The sequence below is a fragment of the Leifsonia shinshuensis genome (assembly GCF_022606355.1).
Lineage (GTDB): Bacteria > Actinomycetota > Actinomycetes > Actinomycetales > Microbacteriaceae > Leifsonia > Leifsonia shinshuensis_B.
The window spans coordinates 596,806-617,869 of sequence record NZ_JAHHZQ010000001.1; the positions used below are offsets into that span (position 1 = coordinate 596,806).

General features: G+C 70.4%; 18 protein-coding genes. 1 reads left to right on the forward strand and 17 read right to left on the reverse strand.

Features of this window, described 5'->3' with window-relative positions:
• Positions 1-65: 65 nt before the first annotated feature.
• The 17 genes from KNO15_RS02940 to KNO15_RS03020 form a co-directional block, all read right to left on the reverse strand.
• The gene (locus tag KNO15_RS02940; RefSeq protein WP_241701954.1) at positions 66-959 is read right to left on the reverse strand and encodes an ABC transporter permease; all 894 of its coding nucleotides are present in this window, start codon (positions 957-959) and stop codon (positions 66-68) included.
• The gene (locus KNO15_RS02945) at positions 946-1,881 is read right to left on the reverse strand and encodes an ABC transporter ATP-binding protein (protein ID WP_241701955.1); all 936 of its coding nucleotides are present in this window, start codon (positions 1,879-1,881) and stop codon (positions 946-948) included. The genes KNO15_RS02940 and KNO15_RS02945 overlap by 14 nt, the downstream gene beginning before the upstream one ends.
• A gap of 25 nt (positions 1,882-1,906) precedes the next feature.
• On the reverse strand, positions 1,907-2,962 hold the full coding sequence (locus tag KNO15_RS02950) for a LolA family protein (protein WP_241701957.1): 1,056 nt from the start codon (positions 2,960-2,962) through the stop codon (positions 1,907-1,909).
• A 159-nt stretch (positions 2,963-3,121) separates the two neighbouring features.
• Positions 3,122-4,537 carry a pyruvate kinase gene (pyk, locus tag KNO15_RS02955; protein ID WP_241701959.1) on the reverse strand — a complete coding sequence of 472 codons (1,416 nt, stop codon included), beginning with the start codon at positions 4,535-4,537 and terminating at the stop codon, positions 3,122-3,124.
• Between the two features lie 61 nt (positions 4,538-4,598).
• The gene (locus KNO15_RS02960; protein WP_241701961.1) at positions 4,599-6,056 is read right to left on the reverse strand and encodes a glutamate synthase subunit beta; all 1,458 of its coding nucleotides are present in this window, start codon (positions 6,054-6,056) and stop codon (positions 4,599-4,601) included.
• A 42-nt stretch (positions 6,057-6,098) separates the two neighbouring features.
• Complete coding sequence (gltB, locus tag KNO15_RS02965; protein WP_241701962.1) at positions 6,099-10,694, reverse strand: glutamate synthase large subunit; 4,596 nt, start codon at positions 10,692-10,694, stop codon at positions 6,099-6,101.
• 209 nt (positions 10,695-10,903) lie between these two features.
• Complete coding sequence (gene lgt, locus KNO15_RS02970) at positions 10,904-11,905, reverse strand: prolipoprotein diacylglyceryl transferase (RefSeq protein ID WP_241702671.1); 1,002 nt, start codon at positions 11,903-11,905, stop codon at positions 10,904-10,906.
• A gap of 123 nt (positions 11,906-12,028) precedes the next feature.
• Positions 12,029-12,826, reverse strand: a complete 798-nt coding sequence (trpA, locus tag KNO15_RS02975) for a tryptophan synthase subunit alpha (RefSeq protein ID WP_241701963.1) — start codon at positions 12,824-12,826, stop codon at positions 12,029-12,031.
• Entirely contained in the window at positions 12,823-14,034 is a 1,212-nt protein-coding gene (trpB, locus tag KNO15_RS02980) for a tryptophan synthase subunit beta (RefSeq protein WP_241701964.1), read from the reverse strand. Before trpB ends, trpA begins: the two co-directional genes overlap by 4 nt.
• The gene (gene trpC, locus KNO15_RS02985) at positions 14,034-14,804 is read right to left on the reverse strand and encodes an indole-3-glycerol phosphate synthase TrpC (RefSeq protein WP_241701965.1); all 771 of its coding nucleotides are present in this window, start codon (positions 14,802-14,804) and stop codon (positions 14,034-14,036) included. Before trpC ends, trpB begins: the two co-directional genes overlap by 1 nt.
• Before the next feature lie 3 nt (positions 14,805-14,807).
• Entirely contained in the window at positions 14,808-15,038 is a 231-nt protein-coding gene (locus KNO15_RS02990) for a DUF6704 family protein (protein WP_241701966.1), read from the reverse strand.
• An 88-nt stretch (positions 15,039-15,126) separates the two neighbouring features.
• Positions 15,127-15,855, reverse strand: a complete 729-nt coding sequence (locus KNO15_RS02995) for a Trp biosynthesis-associated membrane protein (protein ID WP_241701967.1) — start codon at positions 15,853-15,855, stop codon at positions 15,127-15,129.
• Positions 15,845-17,386, reverse strand: coding sequence for an anthranilate synthase component I (locus tag KNO15_RS03000; protein ID WP_241701968.1), 1,542 nt, complete (start codon positions 17,384-17,386; stop codon positions 15,845-15,847). The genes KNO15_RS02995 and KNO15_RS03000 overlap by 11 nt, the downstream gene beginning before the upstream one ends.
• Positions 17,383-17,775 (reverse strand): phosphoribosyl-AMP cyclohydrolase, encoded by a 393-nt coding sequence (hisI, locus tag KNO15_RS03005; RefSeq protein ID WP_241701969.1) that lies wholly within the window; start codon positions 17,773-17,775, stop codon positions 17,383-17,385. Before hisI ends, KNO15_RS03000 begins: the two co-directional genes overlap by 4 nt.
• Positions 17,772-18,536 carry an imidazole glycerol phosphate synthase subunit HisF gene (hisF, locus tag KNO15_RS03010; RefSeq protein ID WP_241701970.1) on the reverse strand — a complete coding sequence of 255 codons (765 nt, stop codon included), beginning with the start codon at positions 18,534-18,536 and terminating at the stop codon, positions 17,772-17,774. Before hisF ends, hisI begins: the two co-directional genes overlap by 4 nt.
• Entirely contained in the window at positions 18,536-19,375 is an 840-nt protein-coding gene (gene hisG, locus KNO15_RS03015; protein ID WP_241701971.1) for an ATP phosphoribosyltransferase, read from the reverse strand. Before hisG ends, hisF begins: the two co-directional genes overlap by 1 nt.
• Before the next feature lie 60 nt (positions 19,376-19,435).
• Positions 19,436-19,699, reverse strand: a complete 264-nt coding sequence (locus KNO15_RS03020; protein ID WP_208039408.1) for a phosphoribosyl-ATP diphosphatase — start codon at positions 19,697-19,699, stop codon at positions 19,436-19,438.
• A gap of 129 nt (positions 19,700-19,828) precedes the next feature.
• On the opposite strand from KNO15_RS03020, the gene KNO15_RS03025 reads away from it, so the two are divergent.
• Complete coding sequence (locus KNO15_RS03025) at positions 19,829-21,034, forward strand: MFS transporter (RefSeq protein WP_241701972.1); 1,206 nt, start codon at positions 19,829-19,831, stop codon at positions 21,032-21,034.
• The last annotated feature ends 30 nt before the right edge of the window (positions 21,035-21,064 follow it).

Below are 21,064 nucleotides of genomic sequence, written 5' to 3' on the forward strand. Positions count from 1 at the left end.
ACATTCGTCACGAATGTCGACATTCGTGGCACGAATCACGACATTCGTGACGAATCTCAGCGCCGTCAGGACAGGATGTCCTTGCTGAGGAAGCGGCCGACCGCGAGCGCACCGAAGACCGCGACGTAGCCGGCCTGAAGCCAGACGTTCGAGACGAGCGAGTCCCAGACCAACGGCGCGCGGAGGAAGTCGGCGAAGCCCAGCCAATAGTGGCTGAACAGCCAGGGGTGCAGCGCGTCCAGCTGCGGCAGCTGGTCGAGCACCTGCGACACCACGGCCAGGACCGCCGTCGCAGCCATGGCCCCCACCGGCACGTCCGTCAGGGTCGACAGGAACAGCCCGATCGCGCACATCCCCAGCAGCGACACGACGATGTACAGCGCGATCAGCAGCAGGCGCACGGCCGCGTCGCCCATGCTCACCACGCTCCCGGAGAGCAGCGTCACCGGGCCGATCGGGAAGAGGATCGCGCCGATCAGCGCCCCGGCGACCGCGACCGTCAGGGCCGCGGCCACGCAGAAGACCGCGCAGCCCGCGTACTTGAACGCGAGCAGCCGCAGGCGCCCGGCCGGTGCGATGACCAGGTAGCGCAGCGTGCCGTGGCTCGCTTCGCCGGCGATGGTGTCGCCGGCGACCACCCCGATCGTGAGCGGGAGGAACAGCGGAACGCACACGACCAGCGCCGTGAAGGCCACGAACAGGCCGTTGCTGGTGATCTGGTCGAGGAACGCCGGCCCCCGGCCGCGACCGGTCACCCGCACGGCGACCGCGATCAGGATGGGGACGGCCGCCAGCGCGGCGAGCATCGCCCAGGTGCGCCATCGGCGGAACATCACGGACAGCTCCGAGCCCAGCAACGCCCAACCGGCCGACGGCCGGTCGCGGCGGGCCTTCACGGCGGCCCGCGCGCCGGGCGCGGCGGAGGTCACCTCGACGGGGACCGCCTCACTGCTCGACATCGAAGCCCTCCCCGGTCAGTTCCACGAACCGTTCCTCGAGGCTCGACGCGCGCACGGCGAAGCCGCGCAGGCGCACACCGGCGCCGACCAGCGCCGCGGCCAGGTCCTCCGCGGGCGGCCCGTCGTCGCCGAGGGCGGCCTCCACCTCCCGGCCCGTGGCATCCGGCGCGAGGCCGAGCCCGGTCAAGACGTCCGCGGCGGCGGCCCGATCGGGCGTGGTCACGATGACGCGAGGACCGGAGGCGCTCCGGAGCTCGTCGAGCGATCCCTGCGCCACCAGCTTGCCGGCCCGCATGATCGCGGCGTGGGAGCAGATCTGCTCGATCTCGGCGAGCAGATGGCTCGAGACGAACACCGTCGTACCCTCGCCGGCGAGCGACCGCACGAGATTGCGCACCTCCCTGGTGCCCTGTGGGTCGAGTCCGTTCGTCGGCTCGTCGAGCACGAGGAGGTCGCGATCGGTCAGCAGGGCGCCGGCGATCCCGAGGCGCTGCTTCATGCCGAGCGAGTAGGCGCGCACGTGCTTGCCGGCGGCGTGCGACAGGCCGACCCGCTCCAGCGCGGCCTCCACTCGCGCCGAACGCGTCGATCCCGGCGCGTAGCGGTCGGCGGTGTCCCTGCGGACCAGGTTCGCGGTCCCGGAGAGATACGGGGCGAACGACGGGCCCTCCACCAGGGCACCGACGCGCGGAAGCACCGATGCGCCACGATCCGGCATCGCCTCGCCGAGCACCGAGATCGAACCGGCCGAGGGCGAGATCAGGCCGAGCAGCATCCGGATCGTGGTGGTCTTGCCCGATCCGTTCGGGCCGAGGAAGCCGAAGACCGATCCGCGCGGCACCGACAGGCTGAGGTCGTCGACCACCGCACGGCCGCGGAACCGCTTGGTGAGCCCGGTGGTCGCGATCGCGGCGTCGCTCACAGGTCCGTCGCCCAAAATCCGGCGCTCAGCGGGCGGCGGACTGCAGCGCAGAGACAGGGACGGCGCCGGCGAGCACCCGGCCGTCGGCCGTCACGAGCACCGAGACCAGGGACGTCGACAGTGCGCGGCCTCCGTCGACCGACTGGGTGAGCTCGCCGACCAGCGGGTCGTTCAGCGCCTTCGCCGGCACCGTCCCGGCGGGCAGGCTGACGATGGTCGCCCATCCGGTGCCGGTCACGGTCGGCTTCGGGTGCGACCCGGCCGACGGGCGCTCCCCCGCCTTCGGCGACTGCTCGCTGACGGTCGCGCCCTTCGGCGGGGTGAACGAGAAGACCCCGGCATCGGGCGCCCCGGGAGTGAAGGACGTGAACCCGGCCTCGAACGCCGGCGAGGACTGGCCGCGGGCCATCACCTGCACGCGCAGCGGCAGGCCGGTCTGGCCGTCGACCGCGATGGCGACCGAGCCCACCAGGGTGGCGTCGGTGCGCGGCGTCAGCACCAGGTCGTACGCGTCGCGGCCCGCGACCTTCGTGTTCGCTCCGAGGGAGACCTTCGTCGTCGGGTCGACGGCCGCGAGGAAGCGCTCCGCGAGGGCCTGCGGCGTGGTCGCCGTGGCGTCGGGTGCCGGCGTCGTGCCCTTCGCGTCGGAGGTGTGCTGAGGAAGGGTCAGGTGCGTCACGGACTCGTCCGACGATTGGTAGACCCAGACATCGGAGCCGTTGCGGATCGCGTCGCGCTCGGCGAGCTGGTCGAGCACCTGTACGCGCACCTTCGTCGGGCCGTCCACGTACACCTTGGCCGTGTGGTCGCCCATGAGCAGCTCGAGCGTGCTCGTGACCGAGCTGTCGGCGCTGGAGCCGCCTCCCGTCTTCGGCAGGCTCGGGAGCCCCAGGTCGGAGCTCTGCTCGACGGTGCCGGCGAAGGCCTTCGTGTCGCTCGACGCGACCAGCCGGAGGACGTCCCCCGGCGACTTCACCGGGAGGTCGGCGGCTCCAGCGGCGAGCGGGATCGCGACCGCTCCCGCGGCGATGGCGACGGGGACGACGATGGCGGGCAGCCAGCGGACCAGGCGGTGCTTCATAGTGCCGAGGATACGCTCGGGACCGCGGCGCCGACCCTCCGGATTCCATGGGAGGACCACAAATCATCCCCTGGTATGACGTCACCTGTGAGCCGCCGGGACGAACCCTCCGACACACGCAGAAGGCCCCGCCGGAGCGGGACCTTCCTCCATCCGTCGCTACAGGACGTCGCCCACCTTGTGGACGCGGATGTCGTTGGTGGTTCCGGGGATCCCGGGAGGGGAACCGGAGATGATGATGACCCGGTCGCCGTCGACGGCGCGTCCGGTGGACTTGAGCGCCTCGTCCACCTGCGCGACCATCTGGTCGGTGTGCGTGACGCGGCCGACCACGAAGGACTCGACGCCCCAGAACAGCGACATGCGCCGCCGGACCGACTCCTCCGGGGTGAAGGCGAGGATCGGGATCTTGTTGCGCAGGCGTGCCATCCGGCGTGCCGACTCGCCCGACTCGGTGAAGACGCAGAGGAACTTCGCCTCGACGAAGTCCGCGACCTCCACAGCGGCCAGCGTGATCGCACCGGACTGAGTGCGGGGACGCGTGCCGAGGGGCTGGATGCGGTCGAGCCCGTGCTCCTCGGTGGAGGTCACGATGCGCGCCATGGTCGCGACCGTGATCGCCGGGTACTCGCCGACGCTGGTCTCGCCCGAGAGCATCACCGCGTCCGCGCCGTCGAGGACGGCGTTGGCGACGTCGGAGGTCTCCGCGCGGGTCGGGACCGGGCTGGAGATCATCGACTCGAGCATCTGCGTGGCCACGATGACGGGCTTCGCCGCGCGACGGGCGAGCTCCACCGCGCGCTTCTGCACGATCGGCACGGCCTCCAGCGGCAGCTCGACGCCCAGGTCGCCGCGGGCGACCATGATGGCGTCGAACGCCTCGATGATCTCCTCGAGTGCTTCCACGGCCTGCGGCTTCTCGATCTTGGCCACCACGGGGACCTTGCGGCCCTCCTCGGCCATAATCTCGTGCACGCGCTCGATGTCCTTGGCGTTGCGCACGAACGAGAGCGCGATGATGTCAGCGCCGAGCTTGAGGCCCCAGCGCAGGTCCGCCTCGTCCTTCTCGGACAGTGCCGGCACGTTGACCGCGACGCCCGGGAGGTTGATGCCCTTGTTGTTCGAGACGGGGCCCGCGACGACGACCTCGGTGGTCACGACGTTGCCCTCGACCTCGACGACGCGCACGCGCACCTTGCCGTCGTCGATCAGCAGGAAGTCGCCCGGCTTCACGTCGTTGGGCAGGCCCTTGAACGTGGTCGAGGAGATCTCCTTGGTGCCGATGATGTCGTCGGTGGTGATCTTGAAGATGTCGCCCTGGGCGAGATCGTAGGGGCCGGCCTCGAACTTGCCGAGACGGATCTTGGGACCCTGGAGGTCGACCAGGACGGCGACCGGCTTCCCCGCGTCCTCGGCGGCCTTGCGCACGTTGGCGTAGACCCCCTCGTGCACGTCGTAGCTGCCGTGGCTCAGATTCATCCTCGCCACGTCCACGCCCGCGTCGATGATCGCGCGGATGTTGTCGTAGCTGGAGGTCGCCGGACCGAGGGTCGCGACGATTTTCGCCCTTCTCATGGGTTTTTCAGTGCTCCGTGATTCTCGCACCCCTGACGGCGCGTTCTCGTGGTGGAGGGGATCAGACGAGGATGCCCCGGTCGGTGGGACGGACCGGCGACGGCAACTGCGTCTCCCCTTCAAGATACCGGTCGACGGCGGCTGCCGCTGCCCGGCCCTCTGCGATGGCCCAGACGATGAGCGACTGACCGCGGCCCGCGTCGCCGGCGACGAACACGCCGGCCTCGCTGGTCTGGTAGTCGCCGTCGCGTGCCACGTTGCCCCGGTCGTCGAACGGGAGGCCGAGCTGACCGCTCAGACCGTCCTGCTCCGGGCCGGTGAATCCCAGGGCGAGGAGGACGAGGTCCGCGGGGATCTCGCGCTCCGTCCCGGCCTTCGGCACGCGGCGGCCGTCGAGGTACTCGGTCTCCGCGACACGGAGCGCCCTGACCTCGCCGAACTCGTTCGCGAGGAACTCGACGGTCGACGCGAGGTACTCGCGTGCTCCGCCCTCCTCGTGCGCGCTCTGCACCTCGAACAGCGTCGGGGTCATCGGCCACGGCTGGTGCGCGGGGCGCTCCGCCGGCGGCTGCTTGCCGATCGCCAGGTTGGTCACGCTCGCCGCACCCTGGCGGTGGGCGGTGCCGATGCAGTCCGCACCGGTGTCGCCGCCGCCGAGGACGATGACGTGCTTGCCGTCCGCCGTGATCTGATCGGCGATCTGGTCGCCGGCGCCCGCCTTGTTCTGCTGGACGAGGTATTCCATCGCGAAGTGCACGCCGGCCAGGTCGCGGCCCGGGATCGGGAGGTCGCGCGGCACCATCGCGCCGGTCGCGACGACGACCGCGTCGTAGCGGGCCCGCAGGTCGTCCCAGGCGATGTCGACGCCGATGTTCACGCCGGCGCGGAACCGGGTGCCCTCGGCCATCATCTGGTTCAGACGCGCCTCGAGGTGCTTCTTCTCCATCTTGAAATCAGGGATGCCGTAGCGCAGCAGGCCGCCGATGCGGTCGTCGCGCTCGTACACGGCGACCGTGTGGCCCGCACGGGTCAGCTGCTGCGCGGCCGCGAGACCGGCGGGGCCGGAGCCGACGACGGCGACGGTCTTGCCGGTGAGGCGCTCCGGCGGGTGCGGCTGCACCCAGCCGTTCTGCCAGGCCTGGTCGATGATCGACACCTCGACCTGCTTGATCGTCACGGCGGGCTGGTTGATGCCGAGCACGCACGACGACTCGCACGGGGCCGGGCAGAGGCGGCCGGTGAACTCCGGGAAGTTGTTGGTCGCGTGCAGGCGCTCGATGGCCTGACGGCCCTCCCCGCGCCACATCAGGTCGTTCCACTCCGGGATCAGGTTGCCGAGCGGACAGCCCTGGTGGCAGAACGGCACGCCGCAGTCCATGCAGCGGCCGGCCTGCCTGCGCAGCTGCGCGGGGTCGCCCGCCTCGTAGACCTCTTTCCAGTCCATGAGCCGGACCGAGACGGGACGGCGCTTCGGCAGCTCCCGCTCGGTCGTCTTCAGAAAGCCTTTGGGGTCAGCCACCGGTCACCTCCAGTCGTACGAAATCCTCAGGATCAGGCAGCATCATCCGCCGGTCACCTCCAGAATCCGATTCCACACAATGTCGCCGTCCGGGTCGAGTCCCTCGTCGACGGCCTCCTGGCGCATCTGGAGCACGGCCGCGTAGTCGCGCGGCAGCACCTTGACGAACGCCGCCACGGTCGCGTCGAAGTCGGCGAGCATCCGCTCGGCCAGTGCCGACCCGGTCTCGACGCGGTGCTGCTCCAGCAGGTCGCGCACGATCTCGATGTCCGCGCTGCCGAGCGGCAGCAGCTCCAGCTCACCGCTGGCGATCGCCTCGCGGTTGACGCGCTCGGTCTTCAGGTCGTACACGTAGGCCGTGCCGCCGGACATCCCGGCGCCCAGGTTGCGTCCGGTGCCGCCGAGGATGACAGCGAGGCCACCCGTCATGTACTCGAGCGCGTGATCGCCCACCCCCTCGACGACCGCCGTCGCGCCGGAGTTGCGGACCAGGAAGCGCTCGCCCACGATGCCGCGGATGAACATGCTGCCCTGCGTGGCGCCGTAGCCGATCACGTTGCCGGCGATCACGTTCCGTTCGGCCGGGAACACCGTGCCCTGCGGGGGCCGGACGATGATCTGGCCGCCGGAGAGACCCTTGCCGACGTAGTCGTTGGAGTCGCCCTCCAGGCGCAGCGTGATGCCCGCCGGGAGGAAGGCGCCGAGCGACTGGCCGGCCGAGCCCGTGAGCGTGATGTCGATGGTGCCGGTCGGGAGACCGTTCTCGCCGTGGCGAACGGTCACCTCGTGCCCGAGCATGGTGCCGACGGCGCGCTCGGTGTTCCGGATCGGCAGGCTGAGCGACAGGGTCGCGCCGTCCGCGCCGGGACGCTCCGCGGCGAGCACGTCGTGCGCCGCCTGGATGAGCTGGTTGTCGAAGTGCTCGTCGAGCTCGTGGTCCTGTGCGCGGCCGTTCTTGCGCGGCGCGTCGTCCGGGAACTCCGGACCGCGCAGGATCGGGGTCAGGTCCATACCCGACGCCTTCCAGTGCTCGATGGCACGGTCGGCGTCGAGCAGCTCGGCATGCCCGATGGCCTCGTCCAGGCTGCGGAATCCGAGCTCGGCGAGGTACTCGCGCACCTCCTGCGCGATGAACTCGAAGAAGTTCACCACGAACTCGGGCTTGCCCGAGAACCGGGAGCGCAGCTCCGGGTTCTGCGTGGCGACGCCGACCGGGCAGGTGTCGAGGTGGCAGACCCGCATCATGATGCAGCCGGAGACGACCAGCGGAGCGGTCGCGAAACCGAACTCCTCCGCGCCGAGCAGGGCGCCGACGATGACGTCGCGGCCGGTCTTGAGCTGGCCGTCGACCTGCACCACCACACGCTCGCGCATGCCGTTGAGCATGAGCGTCTGCTGGGTCTCGGCGAGACCGAGCTCCCACGGCGTACCCGCGTGCTTGAGCGAGTTGACCGGCGAGGCGCCGGTGCCGCCGTCGTGACCGGACACCAGGATGACGTCGGCGAGGGCCTTCGCGGTTCCGGCCGCCACCGCACCGATGCCGGACTCGCTCACCAGCTTCACGTGCACCCGCGCCTGCGGGTTCGCACGCTTCAGGTCGAAGATGAGCTGCTTGAGGTCCTCGATCGAGTAGATGTCGTGGTGCGGGGGCGGCGAGATCAGTCCGACGCCGGCGGTCGCGTGCCGCGTGCGGGCGACCCACGGGTAGACCTTCGTCGGCGGCAGCTGGCCGCCCTCGCCGGGCTTCGCACCCTGGGCGAGCTTGATCTGGATGTCGTCGGCGTGCGTCAGATACATCGACGTGACACCGAACCGGCCCGAGGCGACCTGCTTGATCGCGCTGCGGCGCTCCGGGTCGAGGAGGCGGTCGAGGTCTTCCCCGCCCTCGCCGGTGTTGGACTTCGCGCCCAGCCGGTTCATCGCGATCGCGAGGGTCTCGTGCGCCTCCTTGGAGATCGAGCCGTAGCTCATCGCACCGGTGGAGAACCGCTTGACGATCGACTCGACAGGCTCGACCTCCTCGATCGGGACCGCAGGGCGGGTGCCGGTCTTGAGGGCGAACATGCCGCGGAGGGTCATCAGCGACTCGGCCTGGTCGTCGACGAGCTTGGTGTACTCGCGGAAGACGTCGTACCTGCGGGTGCGCGTCGAGTGCTGCAGGCGGAAGACCGTCTCCGGGTTGAACAGGTGCGGCGCGCCGTCGCGGCGCCACTGGTACTCGCCGCCGGTCGCCAGCCGCTCGTGCGCGAGGATGGCGCCCTCCGCCGGGTAGGCGCTCGTGTGCCGCGACAGGTTCTCGGCCGCGATCACCTCGATCCCGATGCCGCCGAGCTTGCTCGTCGTACCGGTGAAGTACTCGTCCACGAACTCCTGGCTGAGGCCGACGGCCTCGAACGCCTGAGCACCCGCGTAGGAGGACACGGTCGAGATGCCCATCTTCGACATGATCTTGAGCACGCCCTTGCCGAGCGCCTTGATCACGTTCTTGACGGCCTTCTCGGGCGAGACGGTGGTGATCATCCCGCTGCGCACCAGCTCCTCGCAGGTCTCCATCGCGAGATACGGGTTGATCGCCGAGGCTCCGTAGCCGATGAGCAGCGCGATGTGGTGCACCTCGCGAACGTCGCCGGCCTCCACGATCAGGCCCACCTTCATGCGGTTCTCCGCACGGATCAGATGGTGGTGCACCGCGGCGAGCATCAGCAGGGACGGGATGGGCGCCAGATCTTTGGTGGAGTCGCGGTCGCTCAACACGATGAACTGGGCGCCGGCCTCGATCGCCTCGTCGACCTCGCGGCACATCTCGGCCAGCCGGAGCTGCATCGCGTCGGGGCCCGCGTCGAAGCGGTAGAGGCCGCGGACGGTCGTCGTGAGCCGGCTGCCCGGCCGCGGGTCGATGTGCTGGATCTTCGCGAGCTCGTCGTTGTCGATCACCGGGAAGTCGAGGACGACCTGACGCGCGTGCTCCGGGCCGGCCGTGAGCAGGTTGCGCTCCGGGCCGAGGCCCAGCTTCATGGTCGTGACGACCTCTTCGCGGATCGAGTCCAGCGGCGGGTTGGTCACCTGCGCGAACTGCTGCGTGAAGTAGTCGAACAGCAGGCGCGGGCGCTCGGACAGCACGGCCACCGGGGTGTCGGATCCCATCGCGCCCAACGGCTCCGCACCCGTGGTCGCCATCGGCTTCAGGAGGATGCGGACCTCCTCCTCGGTGTAGCCGAAGGTGCGCTGGCGGCGCGTGATCGAGGCGGGCGTGTGCACGATGTGCTCGCGCTCCGGCAGGTCCTTCAGGTTGATGCGGCCCTCGTCGAGCCACTCGCCGTACGGCGCACCGGCGGCGAGCTCCGACTTGATCTCGTCGTCTTCGATCAGGCGCCCCGCGACGGTGTCCACCAGGAACATGCGGCCGGGACGCAGCCGGCCCTTGCGCACGATCCGGGTGGGCTCGATGTCGAGCACGCCGATCTCGGAGGCGAGCACCACGAGGCCGTCGTTCGTCACGACGTAGCGGCCGGGGCGCAGCCCGTTGCGGTCGAGCGTTGCGCCGACGAGCGAACCGTCGGTGAAGACGATCGCGGCCGGGCCGTCCCACGGCTCCATGAGCATCGAGTGGTACTCGTAGAAGTCGCGGCGCACCGGGTCGATCTCTGTCTGGTTCTCCCACGCCTCCGGCACCATCATCATCACGGCGTGCGGCAGCGAGCGGCCGGTGAGCGAGAGGAGCTCCACCACCTCGTCGAACGAAGCGGAGTCGGACGCACCGGGCGTGACGATCGGGAGGACCGGCGCCAGGTCGCCCAGCAGCTCGCTCTCGAGCTGCGACTGACGGGCGCGCATCCAGTTGCGGTTGCCCTGGACCGTGTTGATCTCGCCGTTGTGGGCGATCATCCGGAACGGCTGCGCGAGCGGCCACGACGGGAACGTGTTGGTCGAGTACCGCGAGTGCACCAGGGCGAGCTTGGAGGCGAACCGCTGGTCGGAGAGGTCGGGGTAGAACGGCTCCAGCTGGAGCGTCGTCACCATGCCCTTGTAGACCATGGTGCGGCTGGACAGCGAGGAGAAGTACAGGTCGAGCTCGCGCTCCGCCCGCTTGCGCAGGAAGAAGGTGAGCCGGTCGAGCGCGATCCCGCCGAGCGGCTCTCCGCGCTCGTCGGTGCGTGTGCTCGCGACGAAGAGCTGCTCGATGACCGGCATCGCAGCGCGCGCCAGGTTGCCGAGCTCCTCCGGCCGGACCGGAACCGGCCGCCAGCCCAGCACGGCCAGGTCGTGCTCCGCCGCGATCCCGGCGACGGCGGCCTTGATCCGCTCGCGGTCGTCGGCGTCCGAGGGAAGGAACGCGTTGCCGACCGCGAAGCGACCGGCGCCCGGCAGCTCGAAGCCGGAGACGGCGCGCAGGAAGGCGTCCGGCACCTGCGTGATGATGCCGGCGCCGTCGCCCGTTCCGGCGTCGGAGCCGACCGCGCCGCGGTGCTCCAGGTGTCGCAGCGCCTCGAGCGCCGCGTCGATGATGTCGTGCCCCGCGGTTCCGCGCAGGGTCGCGACCATGGCGAGACCACACGCATCCTTCTCGGCGGCAGGGTCGTAGAGACCCTGCTTGCCGGGGATCATGCTGAACCGGGAATGGGGAGGCGTGAGCGCCATGTGTCGACCGTCCTCACAGTGTCGTGGATGTGGGGATTGGAGTGCGGGGACGCCTTCGGCCCGTTGCTGGGAGGGTTCCGCCGCTGTTGCGCCGGGCTTGTGTGCGGCCCGGGTCGTCCGTGCGGTCAGATGATGGTTACGGGATCGCCTCGACGGGTGTGTGCCTTGACGAGTAGCGATAGTGCCGGGTTGTCATGAGCCGACGGAGATCATCCGTTCGACGGGCTTGTGGCCTTGGCTCCTGCGGACCCGGTGGGCTCCCCGTCGCCATCGACGAAGTCCTCGTCGTCCGAGTCCGTGTCTTCCGAGTCTACCTCAGCATCCGGGCGAACCCATTCACGGCCCGGGTGGTAGACACCCGGCTCGAGCCCGGGGTGACGTCGGGACTGCACGATGAAGATCACGATGCCGAGCACGACGGCGGCGAACGCCGCCCACACGTTGCTCGGAATACCGAGGAAGGTGAACTCGCTCGGGTCGATCCGGATCGACTCGAGGTAGGAGCGCCCGACGCCGTACCAGATGAGGTAGACGGCCAGCGTCTTGCCCCACTGCAGGCGGAATCTGCGCTCGAGGAGGATGATCACGAAGACGCCGATGACGTTCCAGATGATCTCGTACAGGAACAGCGGCTGGAACAGCGTGCCGTCCGGCAGTCCGACCGGGATGGCCTTGTTGCCGGCGTCGATCTGCAGGCCCCACGGCAGGTTGGTCGGGAGGCCGAAGAGCTCCTGGTTGAAGTAGTTGCCGATCCGGCCGATGGCCTGAGCGAGCAGCAGCGCGGGAGCGAGCGCGTCGGCGACGCTCCAGAACCGCAGGCCGCTGATGCGGCAGGCGATCCAGATGCCGACCGCGCCGCCGATCAGGGAGCCGAAGATGGCGTTGCCGCCCTCCCAGATCGCCCAGACACTGCCCGGTTGGAACGGGTTCCACGTGTTGTGGCCCGCCGCGAAGTAGTCGGAGGGGTGCGTGAGCACATGGTAGATGCGGGCGCCGACGATTCCGAGCACGACGGCCCACAGCAGGATGTCGAGGATGACACCGGGCTCCGCGCCGCGCTTCGTGAGTCGCCTGGACGTCCAGGCGGCGGCGATGATGATGCCGACGAGGATGACGAGGGCGTACACCTGGATGCGGTACGGCCAGAACGGCAGCGGAATCTCTTGCCACTCGGGCCCCGGGCTCGGGATGCTGGCGACCCAGCTGCTCATCGTCGCGACCACGCGAAGACTACCTTTCGTGTCTTAGGGAGTCCGGCGCCGAATGACGCACGGCCTCCAGTCTAAATGCAGCGCTGCGATGTCACCGACCCGCGGGGGCCGGAGACTTCGACGTCAGGCCGATGCGCCCTGCCGTGCGGTGCCCTGGGCGAGCTCCGCCGCCACGCGGCCGGCCGCTGCCACGCCACCGTCGGCGAGGGCCTTGACGAGCGCCGAGCCGACGATCGCGCCGTCCGCGTACTCGAGCACCTCGGCCACCTGGGCGGCGCTGGAGATCCCGAGGCCCACGCAGGTGCTCGTCGCACCGGCGTCGCGCAGGCGGGCGACGAGCGTGCGCGCCGCGGAGTCGACGTCGCTGCGCGCCCCGGTGATGCCCATCGTGGAGACGGCGTAGACGAATCCACGGCTGCTCTCGACGGTGGTGCGCAGGCGCGCGTCGGTGGAGGAGGGAGCGGCGAGGAACACCCGGTCGAGGCCGGTGCGGTCGGAGGCCGCCAGCCACGAAGCGCCCTCGTCGGGGATGAGGTCCGGCGTGATGAGCCCTGCCCCTCCCGCGGCGACGAGGTCGTCGGCGAAGCGGTCGACGCCGTACTGCAGCACCGGGTTCCAGTAGGTCATGACGAGCACGGGGACGGCGACGCGCTGCGTGATCTCGCGCACGGCGGTGAAGCCGTCGCGCAGCCGGAAGCCGTTCGACAGCGCCTGCTGGGTCGCGGCCTGGATGACGGTGCCGTCCATGACCGGGTCCGAGTACGGCAGGCCGAGCTCGATGACGTCGACACCGTTCTCGGCCAGGGCCACGGCGGCATCGATGCTGGTCTGCAGGTCGGGGAAACCCGCCGGCAGGTAGCCGATGAGAGCGCCGCCCGCCTCGGTGTTGCGGCGCGCGATGGTGTCTGCCACGCGGCTCACGACTGCACGGCTCCTTCGTCGATCAGGCCGAAGTAGCGTCCGGCGGTCTCCATGTCTTTGTCGCCGCGACCGCTGAGGTTCACGAGCACGATGCCGTCAGGGCCGACCTGCTTGCCGAGCTCGAGTGCGCCGGCGAGGGCGTGCGCCGACTCGATGGCCGGGATGATGCCCTCGGTGCGGCTGAGCAGCTTCAGCGCCTCCATGGCGTCCGCGTCGGACACCGGGCGGTACTCGGCGCGGCCGATGGTCGCCAGCCACGCGTGCTCCGGGCCGACGCCCGGGTAGTCGAGGCCCGCCGAGATCGAGTGCGACTCGATCGTCTGGCCGTCCTCGTCCTGCAGCAGCATGCTGCGGGCGCCGTGCAGGACACCCGGGCGCCCCTTGGTGATGGTCGCCGCGTGACGCGGGGTGTCCGCACCCTCTCCCCCGGCCTCGAAGCCGACGAGACGCACGTCTTCGTCGTCGAGGAACGCGTGGAAGATGCCCATGGCGTTGGAGCCGCCGCCGACGCACGCCGCGACCGCGTCGGGCAGGCGTCCGGTCAGAGCGAGGACCTGCTCTCTGGCCTCTTCGCCGATGATCTTCTGGAGGTCGCGCACCATCTCGGGGAACGGATGCGGACCGGCGACCGTGCCGAAAATGTAGTTGGTGTTCTCGACGTTGGTGACCCAGTCGCGCATCGCGTCGTTGATGGCGTCCTTCAGCGTGCGCGAGCCGGTCTTGACCGCGATGACCTCCGCGCCGAGCAGCCGCATGCGGGCGACGTTCAGCGCCTGGCGCTCGGTGTCGACCTCGCCCATGTAGATGGTGCACTCGAGCCCGAACAGCGCAGCGGCGGTCGCCGTGGCGACACCGTGCTGGCCGGCCCCGGTCTCCGCGATCACCCGGGTCTTGCCGATCCGCTTGGTGAGGATGGCCTGGCCCAGCACGTTGTTGATCTTGTGCGAGCCGGTGTGGTTGAGGTCTTCTCGCTTGAGGATGATGCGCGCGCCGCCGGCGTGGCGCGCGAACCGCGGCACCTCGGTGATGATGCTCGGGCGGCCGGTGTAGCTGCGGTGCAGCTCGTCGAGCTCCGCGCGGAACGCCGGGTCGGCCTTGGCCTCCTCCCACGCGGTCGTCAGCTCGTCGAGGGCGGCGACGAGCGACTCGGGCACGAAGCGCCCGCCGAACTCGCCGAAGTAGGGTCCGTGTTCAGAACGAAGGGACATCAGGCTCCCAGGAACTCGCCGAGCGTGGCGACGGGATCGCTCGTGACGAGCGCCTCGCCGACGAGCACGACATCCGCGCCCGCCGCCCGGTAGTGCGCGACGTCGGCGGCCGACTTCACGGCCGACTCCGCCACGCGGATGACGCCGGAGGGGTACCGGTCGGCCAAGCGGCCGAACAGGTCCCGATCCAGCTCGAACGTCGAGAGGTTGCGCGCGTTCACGCCCACCAGCGTCGCGCCGGTGTCGAACGCGCGGCTCAGCTCCTCCTCGGTGTGCGCCTCGACCAGGGCGGTCATGCCCAGGTCGGAGATCAGCCCGTGGAGCTCGACCAGGCGGGGCTGATCGAGCGCGGCGACGATCAGCAGCACCAGGTCGGCGCCCGCTGCACGGGCCTCGAACACCTGGTACGGATCGGCGACGAACTCCTTGCGCAGGACGGGAAGGGAGACGGCGGCGCGGACGGCCTCGAGATCGGCGAGCGATCCCTTGAACCGGCGTTCCTCGGTGAGGACGCTGATCGCGCTCGCACCGCCCGTCTCGTACAGCGCGGCGAGGGCGGCGGGATCCGGGATCTCGGCGAGGTCGCCGCGCGACGGGCTGGCCCGCTTGACCTCCGCGATGACCTTCACCCGATCGGCGGGCGCGAGAGCGGCCAGCGCGTCGATGGCGGGCTCACGGGCGGCAGCGGCCGCCTCGACCACGGCGAGCGGGCGCTCGGCGCGTCGCCGCTCCGCATCCTCCAGCGCGCCGGCGACGAGGTCGGCGAGCACGGGTTAGTGACCCTTCGGCTGGTACTTGGAGCCGCCCACTCCGTAGCCTGCGCGCTTCATGATCCAGCCGACGATGAGTCCGATCACGGCGAGAGCCGCAGACGCCCACACCACGATCGGAGCGTCGAAGAAGAACGCGACGGCTCCGATGGTGAAGGCGATCAGCATGATGATCACGGCCGTCCACGCCGCCGGCGAATGACCGTGGCCTGGATCGACTGACTCGGTGCTCATGGGACTCCTGCACGTCGGGTGCGCCGCTCCTCGCCTGTCACGGCAAGGGGAAGCGCACGATGGGTGGATCGGGAAACAGTCTAGTGGCTCAGCGCGTGGGATCGTCGCCGCGGCTCAGCTCGTCCCAGCTGTCGATCGCGGTGTCGCGGTCGAGCGCCGCGGGAGCGTCGGGCGTGTCGCCTTCCGCCGCTGCGGGGGCCTCCCCGTGGTCGCTGCCGTCGGCGGCGGCTGCCGCCTCGTCCCGGTCCTCGCCCCCGAGTTCGGCGACGGCCTCCTCCGCCGAACGACCGTCCTCGCCGGCGAACCGGGTCTGGTACCGCCGCGACGGGCCGGGCCACGCGCGCACGAAGACGACGGCCGCGACACCCGCGAGCGCGACCAGCACGCCGCCGATCACCGCCAGCCACGGCCAGAACTCGGTCGTCGTGCTCTCCACGAGCTTGCGCAGCGAGTTCTCCCCCGCCACGCCCGTCGCGGACGTGATCGCTCCGCCGGCCGCCCTCAGAGGGTCGCCCAGTACCGAGACGGCCGAGTACACGATCGAGACGCCGAGCAGCACGCCCAGGATCGACAGCACGACGCGGAACGCCGGACCCGCGATCGCGAGGGCCGCCGTCAGCGCCAGCCCGGCGAGCGAGAGGGCCGTGAGCGCGGGAGCCGCGGCCGAGCCGGCGACGGTGACCGTGCCGGCGTGGTCGGCGACGTCGGTGACGCCGATGACGAACCAGGTCTGGGTCGCCGAGAGCAGCCCGAGGCCGCTCCCCACCACCAGCGCGAGGAGCGTCAGGTACTTGACGCGGCGGTTCTCAGTCCGCACCGCGCACCCGTCTCATGCCGTTGGCGACCGCGACCGCCCTCAGGGGCGCCGCCGCCTTGTTCTGCGACTCCTGGAACTCCAGGACCGGAACGGAGTCGGCGACCAGGCCGCCTCCGGCCTGCACCCGGGCGATACCGCCCATGATCGTCGCCGTGCGGATCGCGATGGCGAGGTCGGCGTCTCCCGCGAAGTCGAAGTAGCCGATGACTCCCCCGTACACCCCGCGCTGCGCCGGCTCGAGCTCGTCGATGATCCGCAGGGCCATCGGCTTGGGGGCGCCGGAGAGCGTGCCTGCCGGGAAAGTCGCCCGGAACACGTCGATCGCCCCGGACTCCGGGAGCAGGTCGCCCTCGACCGAGGAGACGATGTGCATGATGTGGCTGAAGCGCTCGACACGCATGAACTCCGTCACCTCGACGCTGCCCGCCGCGCACACCTTGAGCAGATCGTTGCGGGCGAGGTCGACGAGCATCAGGTGCTCCGCCCGTTCCTTGTCGTCGGCGAGCAGCGAGGCCTCCAGGTCGAGGTCCTCCTCCGGCGTCGCACCGCGCGGACGCGAGCCCGCGATGGGATGCGTGAAGGCGCGGCCCTCCTGCACCTTGACCAGCGCCTCCGGCGAGGAGCCGACGATCTGATACGGCTCGCCGTCGGGGCGCTCCAGCGACAGCAGATACATGTACGGGCTCGGGTTGAGCGAGCGCAGCACCCGGTAGACGTCGAGGGCCGGGGCGGTGCACTCGAGCTCGAAGCGCTGGGAGATCACCACCTGGAAGATGTCACCGTCGACGATCCGCTCCTTGGCGGTCTCGACCGACGCGAGGAAGTCCTCTTCGCGCGTCCGAGACACGGGGTTGCCGACGGCCGCGAGGTCGACGTCGGCCAGCCAGGCCTCCGACGGCCTGGCGAGCTCGGTCTGCATGCGGTCGAGGCGCTGCTGCGCGTCGCTCCACAGCTCGTCGACGTCGCGCTCGCCGTCGGCCAGCGCGTTGGCGATGAGCTTGACCGTTCCGGAGCGGTGGTCGATCACGACCAGGTCGGCGACGAAGGCCATCGCCTGTCCGGGGATGTCGTAGTCGGCGGGCGGTCGCTGCGGCAGCCGCTCGAGCTGGCGCACCGCCTCCCAGCCGATGAACCCGACCAGACCACCGGTCAGCGGAGGCAGTCCGGGGATCCGCGGCGTGCTCCACCGCTCGTGCAGCGCCGCCAGCGCGTCGAGGGGGCGACCGGAGGCGTCAGCGCCCAGCGCGCGCTGCGCCGAGAGCCCGTAGTCGAGCCAGCGGACCTCGTCGCCGTCCTGCGTCAGCATGCCGAACGACGCCGCTCCCACGAACGAGAACCGAGACCAGATGCCGCCCTGCTCCGCCGACTCCAGCAGGAAGGTGCCGGGGCGCCCGGCCGCCAGCTTGCGGTAGATGCCGACCGGTGTCTCCCCGTCGGCGAACAGCTCGCGGACCACCGGCACGACGCGGTGCTCCGCGGCCAGCGCCGCGAACTCCGCGCGTCCGGTCGTCCCGCCTGCCGTGGCGATCACAGGTCCGATCCCATCTCGGCGGCGAGCCGCGCGCTGTCGGCGTCGGCGACCACCGGCTCGAGGACGTCGGCGTCGAAGCAGGTGCGCGTGCCGGTGTGGCAGGCCGCGCCGACCTGCTCGACGGTCACGAGCAGCGTGTCGCCGTCGCAGTCGAGTGCCGCACCCTTGACGTACTGCACGTGGCCGGAGGTGTCGCCCTTGCGCCAGTACTCCTGGCGCGAGCGCGACCAGAAGGTGACCCGCCCCTCGCCGAGAGTGCGGCGCACGGCCTCGGCATCCATCCAGCCCATCATGAGCACCTCGCGGGAGTCCCACTGCTGGATGACGGCGGGGACCAGCCCCGCCTCGTTGAACCGGATCCGGCCGATCACGTCGTCGGTCGCGGTCATGAGCGCACCTCCAGGCCTGCTCGTCGCAGCTCGTCCTTCACGTCTCCGATGGTCATCTCGCCCGAGTGGAACACGCTCGCCGCCAGCACCGCGTCGGCGCCCGCGTCGATCGCCGGCACGAAGTGGGCGAGAGCGCCCGCCCCGCCCGAGGCGATGACGGGAACCCTGCTGATCGCGCGGATCTCGCGGATGAGCTCGAGATCGAACCCTTCCTTCGTCCCGTCGGCGTCGATGGAGTTGACCAGCAGCTCCCCCGCGCCGAGCTCGATCGCGCGCTCGGCCCACTCCAGGGCGTCGATGTCCGTCTCCGTGCGGCCGCCGTGGGTCGTCACGACGAAACCAGAGGCGGTGGCCGCCGACCGCTTGACGTCGAGCGACAGCACCAGGACCTGGGCGCCGAAGCGCTCGGCGATCTCTCCCACCAGCTCGGGCCGCGCGATGGCCGCGGAGTTCACGCCCACCTTGTCGGCACCGCTGCCCAGCAGCTTCGCGACGTCCTCCGTGCTCCGTACTCCTCCGCCGACCGTCAGCGGGATGAAAACCTGCTCGGCGGTGGCCCGCACCACGTCGTAGGTGGTCGACCGGTCGTCGACAGTCGCCGTCACATCGAGGAAGGTGAGTTCGTCGGCGCCCTGCTCGAAGTACCGGCGGGCGAGCTCGACGGGATCACCCTGGTCGCGGAGGTTCTGGAAGTTGACCCCCTTGACGACGCGTCCGGCGGCCACGTCGAGACACGGGATGACCCGGACCGCGACGCTCATCAGATCCGCGCCGCGTGGATCGAGGTGACCAGGATCGCCCGCGCGCCGAGTTCGTAGAGGTCGTCCATCACCTGGTTGGTGCTGTCGCTCTTGATCATGACCCGCACGGCGACCCAGTCGGGTTCGCCGAGGGGCGACACGGTGGGAGACTCGACGCCCGGGGTCAGCGCGACGGCCTGGTCGAGCAGCCCGACCGGCAGGTTGTAGTCGACCAGGACATACTGCCGGGCGAGCATGACGCCCTGCAGGCGTCGCAGGAGCGTGTCCACCCCGGCGGCCGGCGCGGGCGACGACACGAGCACGGCCTCCGACTCGAGGATCACCGGGCCGAAGATCTCCAGGCCCTGCTTGCGCAGGGTCGAGCCGGTCTCCACCACATCGGCCACGGCGTCCGCGACGCCGAGACGAACGGCGGACTCCACGGCTCCGTCGAGCTTGATCAGCGACGCGTCCACTCCGCTGTCGGCGAGGAACTGGCCGACGAGGCCGGGGTAGCTGGTCGCGACGCGCTTGCCGTCGAGGTCGGCGAGGTCGGTGTACGACCCGGCCGGCCCGGCGAAGCGGAACGTCGATGCGGCGAAGTCGAGAGCGGCGATCTCGGCGGCAGGCGAGCCGGAGTCGATCAGCAGGTCGCGGCCGGTGATGCCGACGTCGAGGGCGCCGGAGCCGACATAGGTCGCGATGTCGCGCGGACGGAGATAGAAGAACTCCACGCCGTTGCGCGGATCGGCGACGATGAGCTCCTTGGGGTCGCGACGGCCGTGGTAGCCGGCCTCGTGGAGCATCTGCGCCGCGGTCTCGGAGAGGGAGCCCTTGTTGGGGACGGCGATCTTCAGCATGTGTTGTGGCTTTCGTGACGTGACGGACGGAGGCACGGATCTACAGACCGGGAGCGGTCGTCACAGATGTCGGTACACGTCGGCCGGAGTGAGGCCTTTGGCGATCAGCAGCACCTGCAGGTGGTACAGCAGCTGCGAGATCTCTTCGGCGGTGGCTTCGTCGGATTCATACTCCGCGGCCATCCAGACCTCTGCGGCCTCCTCCACGATCTTCTTTCCGATGGCGTGCACGCCCGCGTCCAGCTCGCGAACCGTCCCGGAGCCTTCCGGGCGGGTCTCGGCCTTCTCGCTGAGCTCGGCGAAGAGGTCGTCGAAGGTTTTCACCGTTACAGCGTACTAGTCGCGGAGCGCGGCCCGCGTCCGCGTGACCGGAGGTCGGCCGGCCGAACGCAGGTCATGTGCTAATGTCGGCAGGTCTCATCTGACATATTCCATTCGACAAGGAGGTCCGCGATGGAATCGACGACGCGCACCCGTTTCTGGCCGTTGGTGCTCTGCTGGGTGATCGTGGCCCTCGACGGCTTCGACCTGGTGGTGCTCGGCACCGTCATCCCCACCCTGCTGAGCACGCACGAGCTCGGCTTCGACGCCCCCGCGGCGACGGCCGTGGCGACCGCCGGCCTTGTCGGCGTCGGCATCGGAGCGCTCACCGTCGGGCCGCTCGCGGACCGTTACGGCCGGCGGGTCTGCCTGCTGCTCTGCGTGACCGTCTTCTCCCTGCTCACGCTCGCCATCGTGATCGCGCCGAACATCCTCGTCTTCGGCCTGCTGCGCGTGCTCGCCGGGCTGGCGCTCGGCGCGTGCCTCCCCGTCGTCATCGCGTACGTCACCGACCTGATGCCGCGCGAGCGGGCCGGCAAGGCGACGACGCTGACGATGACCGGGTACCACGCCGGCGCCGTGCTCACGGCGCTCCTCGCCCTCGCCGTCATCCCCGACTGGCGCGTGCTGTTCGCGATCGGCGGCATCGCGGGACTCGTCACGGTCCCGCTCATCCGTCTCGCGCTGCCGGAAGAGCGGCGCGGGCAGCAGACGGAGCAGCGGCCGACCGTCCGGCGGCTGGTCGAGCGCCCGTATCTGACCATCAGCATCGGCGTGTGGGTCGCCTCCTTCATGGGCCTGCTCCTGGTCTACGGCCTCAACACCTGGCTGCCCCAGCTGATGCGCGACGCCGGGTACGGCTCCACCGACTCGCTCGGTCTGCTCCTCATACTGAACGCGGGCGCCGTCACCGGGCTGATCCTCGCGGGGATCGTCGCCGACCGCTCCGGCACCAAGCGCATCGCGATGACCTGGTTCGCGGCGTCGGGCGTCCTGCTCGCGTTCCTCAGCATCCGGCTTGAGGAGGTCACGATGCTCTATGTCGCCGTCTTCGTCACCGGCGTCTTCGTGTTCTCGGCCCAGGTGCTCGTCTACGCCTTCGTCACCCAGCTCTACCCGCCGGAGATCCGCAGCACCGCGCTCGGCTTCGCCGCCGGCATCGGACGGCTCGGCGCGATCATGGGACCGGCGATCACCGGGCTGCTCGTGTCCGAGGGCCTCGCCTATCCCGGCGGGTTCTACGTGTTCGCCGCCACCGCCCTTCTCGCGGTGGGCGCCCTCGCGATCATCCCGGCGCGGGCGCGCATCGCTGCCGCACCGGTGACGGCGCCGGAGTAGGCGGGAGGCGCCGGCGGACGCCCGGCGTCA

What these genes read in the sequence shown, in the direction of transcription:
- lgt (WP_241702671.1), bottom strand. Translation starts at nt 11,905, where the DNA reads ATGAGCAGCTGGGTCGCCAGCATCCCGAGCCCGGGGCCCGAGTGGCAA.
- KNO15_RS03025 (WP_241701972.1), top strand. Translation starts at nt 19,829, where the DNA reads ATGGAATCGACGACGCGCACCCGTTTCTGGCCGTTGGTGCTCTGCTGG.
- KNO15_RS02990 (WP_241701966.1), bottom strand. Translation starts at nt 15,038, where the DNA reads ATGAGCACCGAGTCAGTCGATCCAGGCCACGGTCATTCGCCGGCGGCG.
- gltB (WP_241701962.1), bottom strand. Translation starts at nt 10,694, where the DNA reads ATGGCGCTCACGCCTCCCCATTCCCGGTTCAGCATGATCCCCGGCAAG.
- pyk (WP_241701959.1), bottom strand. Translation starts at nt 4,537, where the DNA reads ATGAGAAGGGCGAAAATCGTCGCGACCCTCGGTCCGGCGACCTCCAGC.
- hisG (WP_241701971.1), bottom strand. Translation starts at nt 19,375, where the DNA reads ATGCTGAAGATCGCCGTCCCCAACAAGGGCTCCCTCTCCGAGACCGCG.
- hisI (WP_241701969.1), bottom strand. Translation starts at nt 17,775, where the DNA reads ATGACCGCGACCGACGACGTGATCGGCCGGATCCGGTTCAACGAGGCG.
- KNO15_RS02940 (WP_241701954.1), bottom strand. Translation starts at nt 959, where the DNA reads ATGTCGAGCAGTGAGGCGGTCCCCGTCGAGGTGACCTCCGCCGCGCCC.
- KNO15_RS02950 (WP_241701957.1), bottom strand. Translation starts at nt 2,962, where the DNA reads ATGAAGCACCGCCTGGTCCGCTGGCTGCCCGCCATCGTCGTCCCCGTC.
- trpB (WP_241701964.1), bottom strand. Translation starts at nt 14,034, where the DNA reads ATGTCCCTTCGTTCTGAACACGGACCCTACTTCGGCGAGTTCGGCGGG.
- hisF (WP_241701970.1), bottom strand. Translation starts at nt 18,536, where the DNA reads ATGAGCGTCGCGGTCCGGGTCATCCCGTGTCTCGACGTGGCCGCCGGA.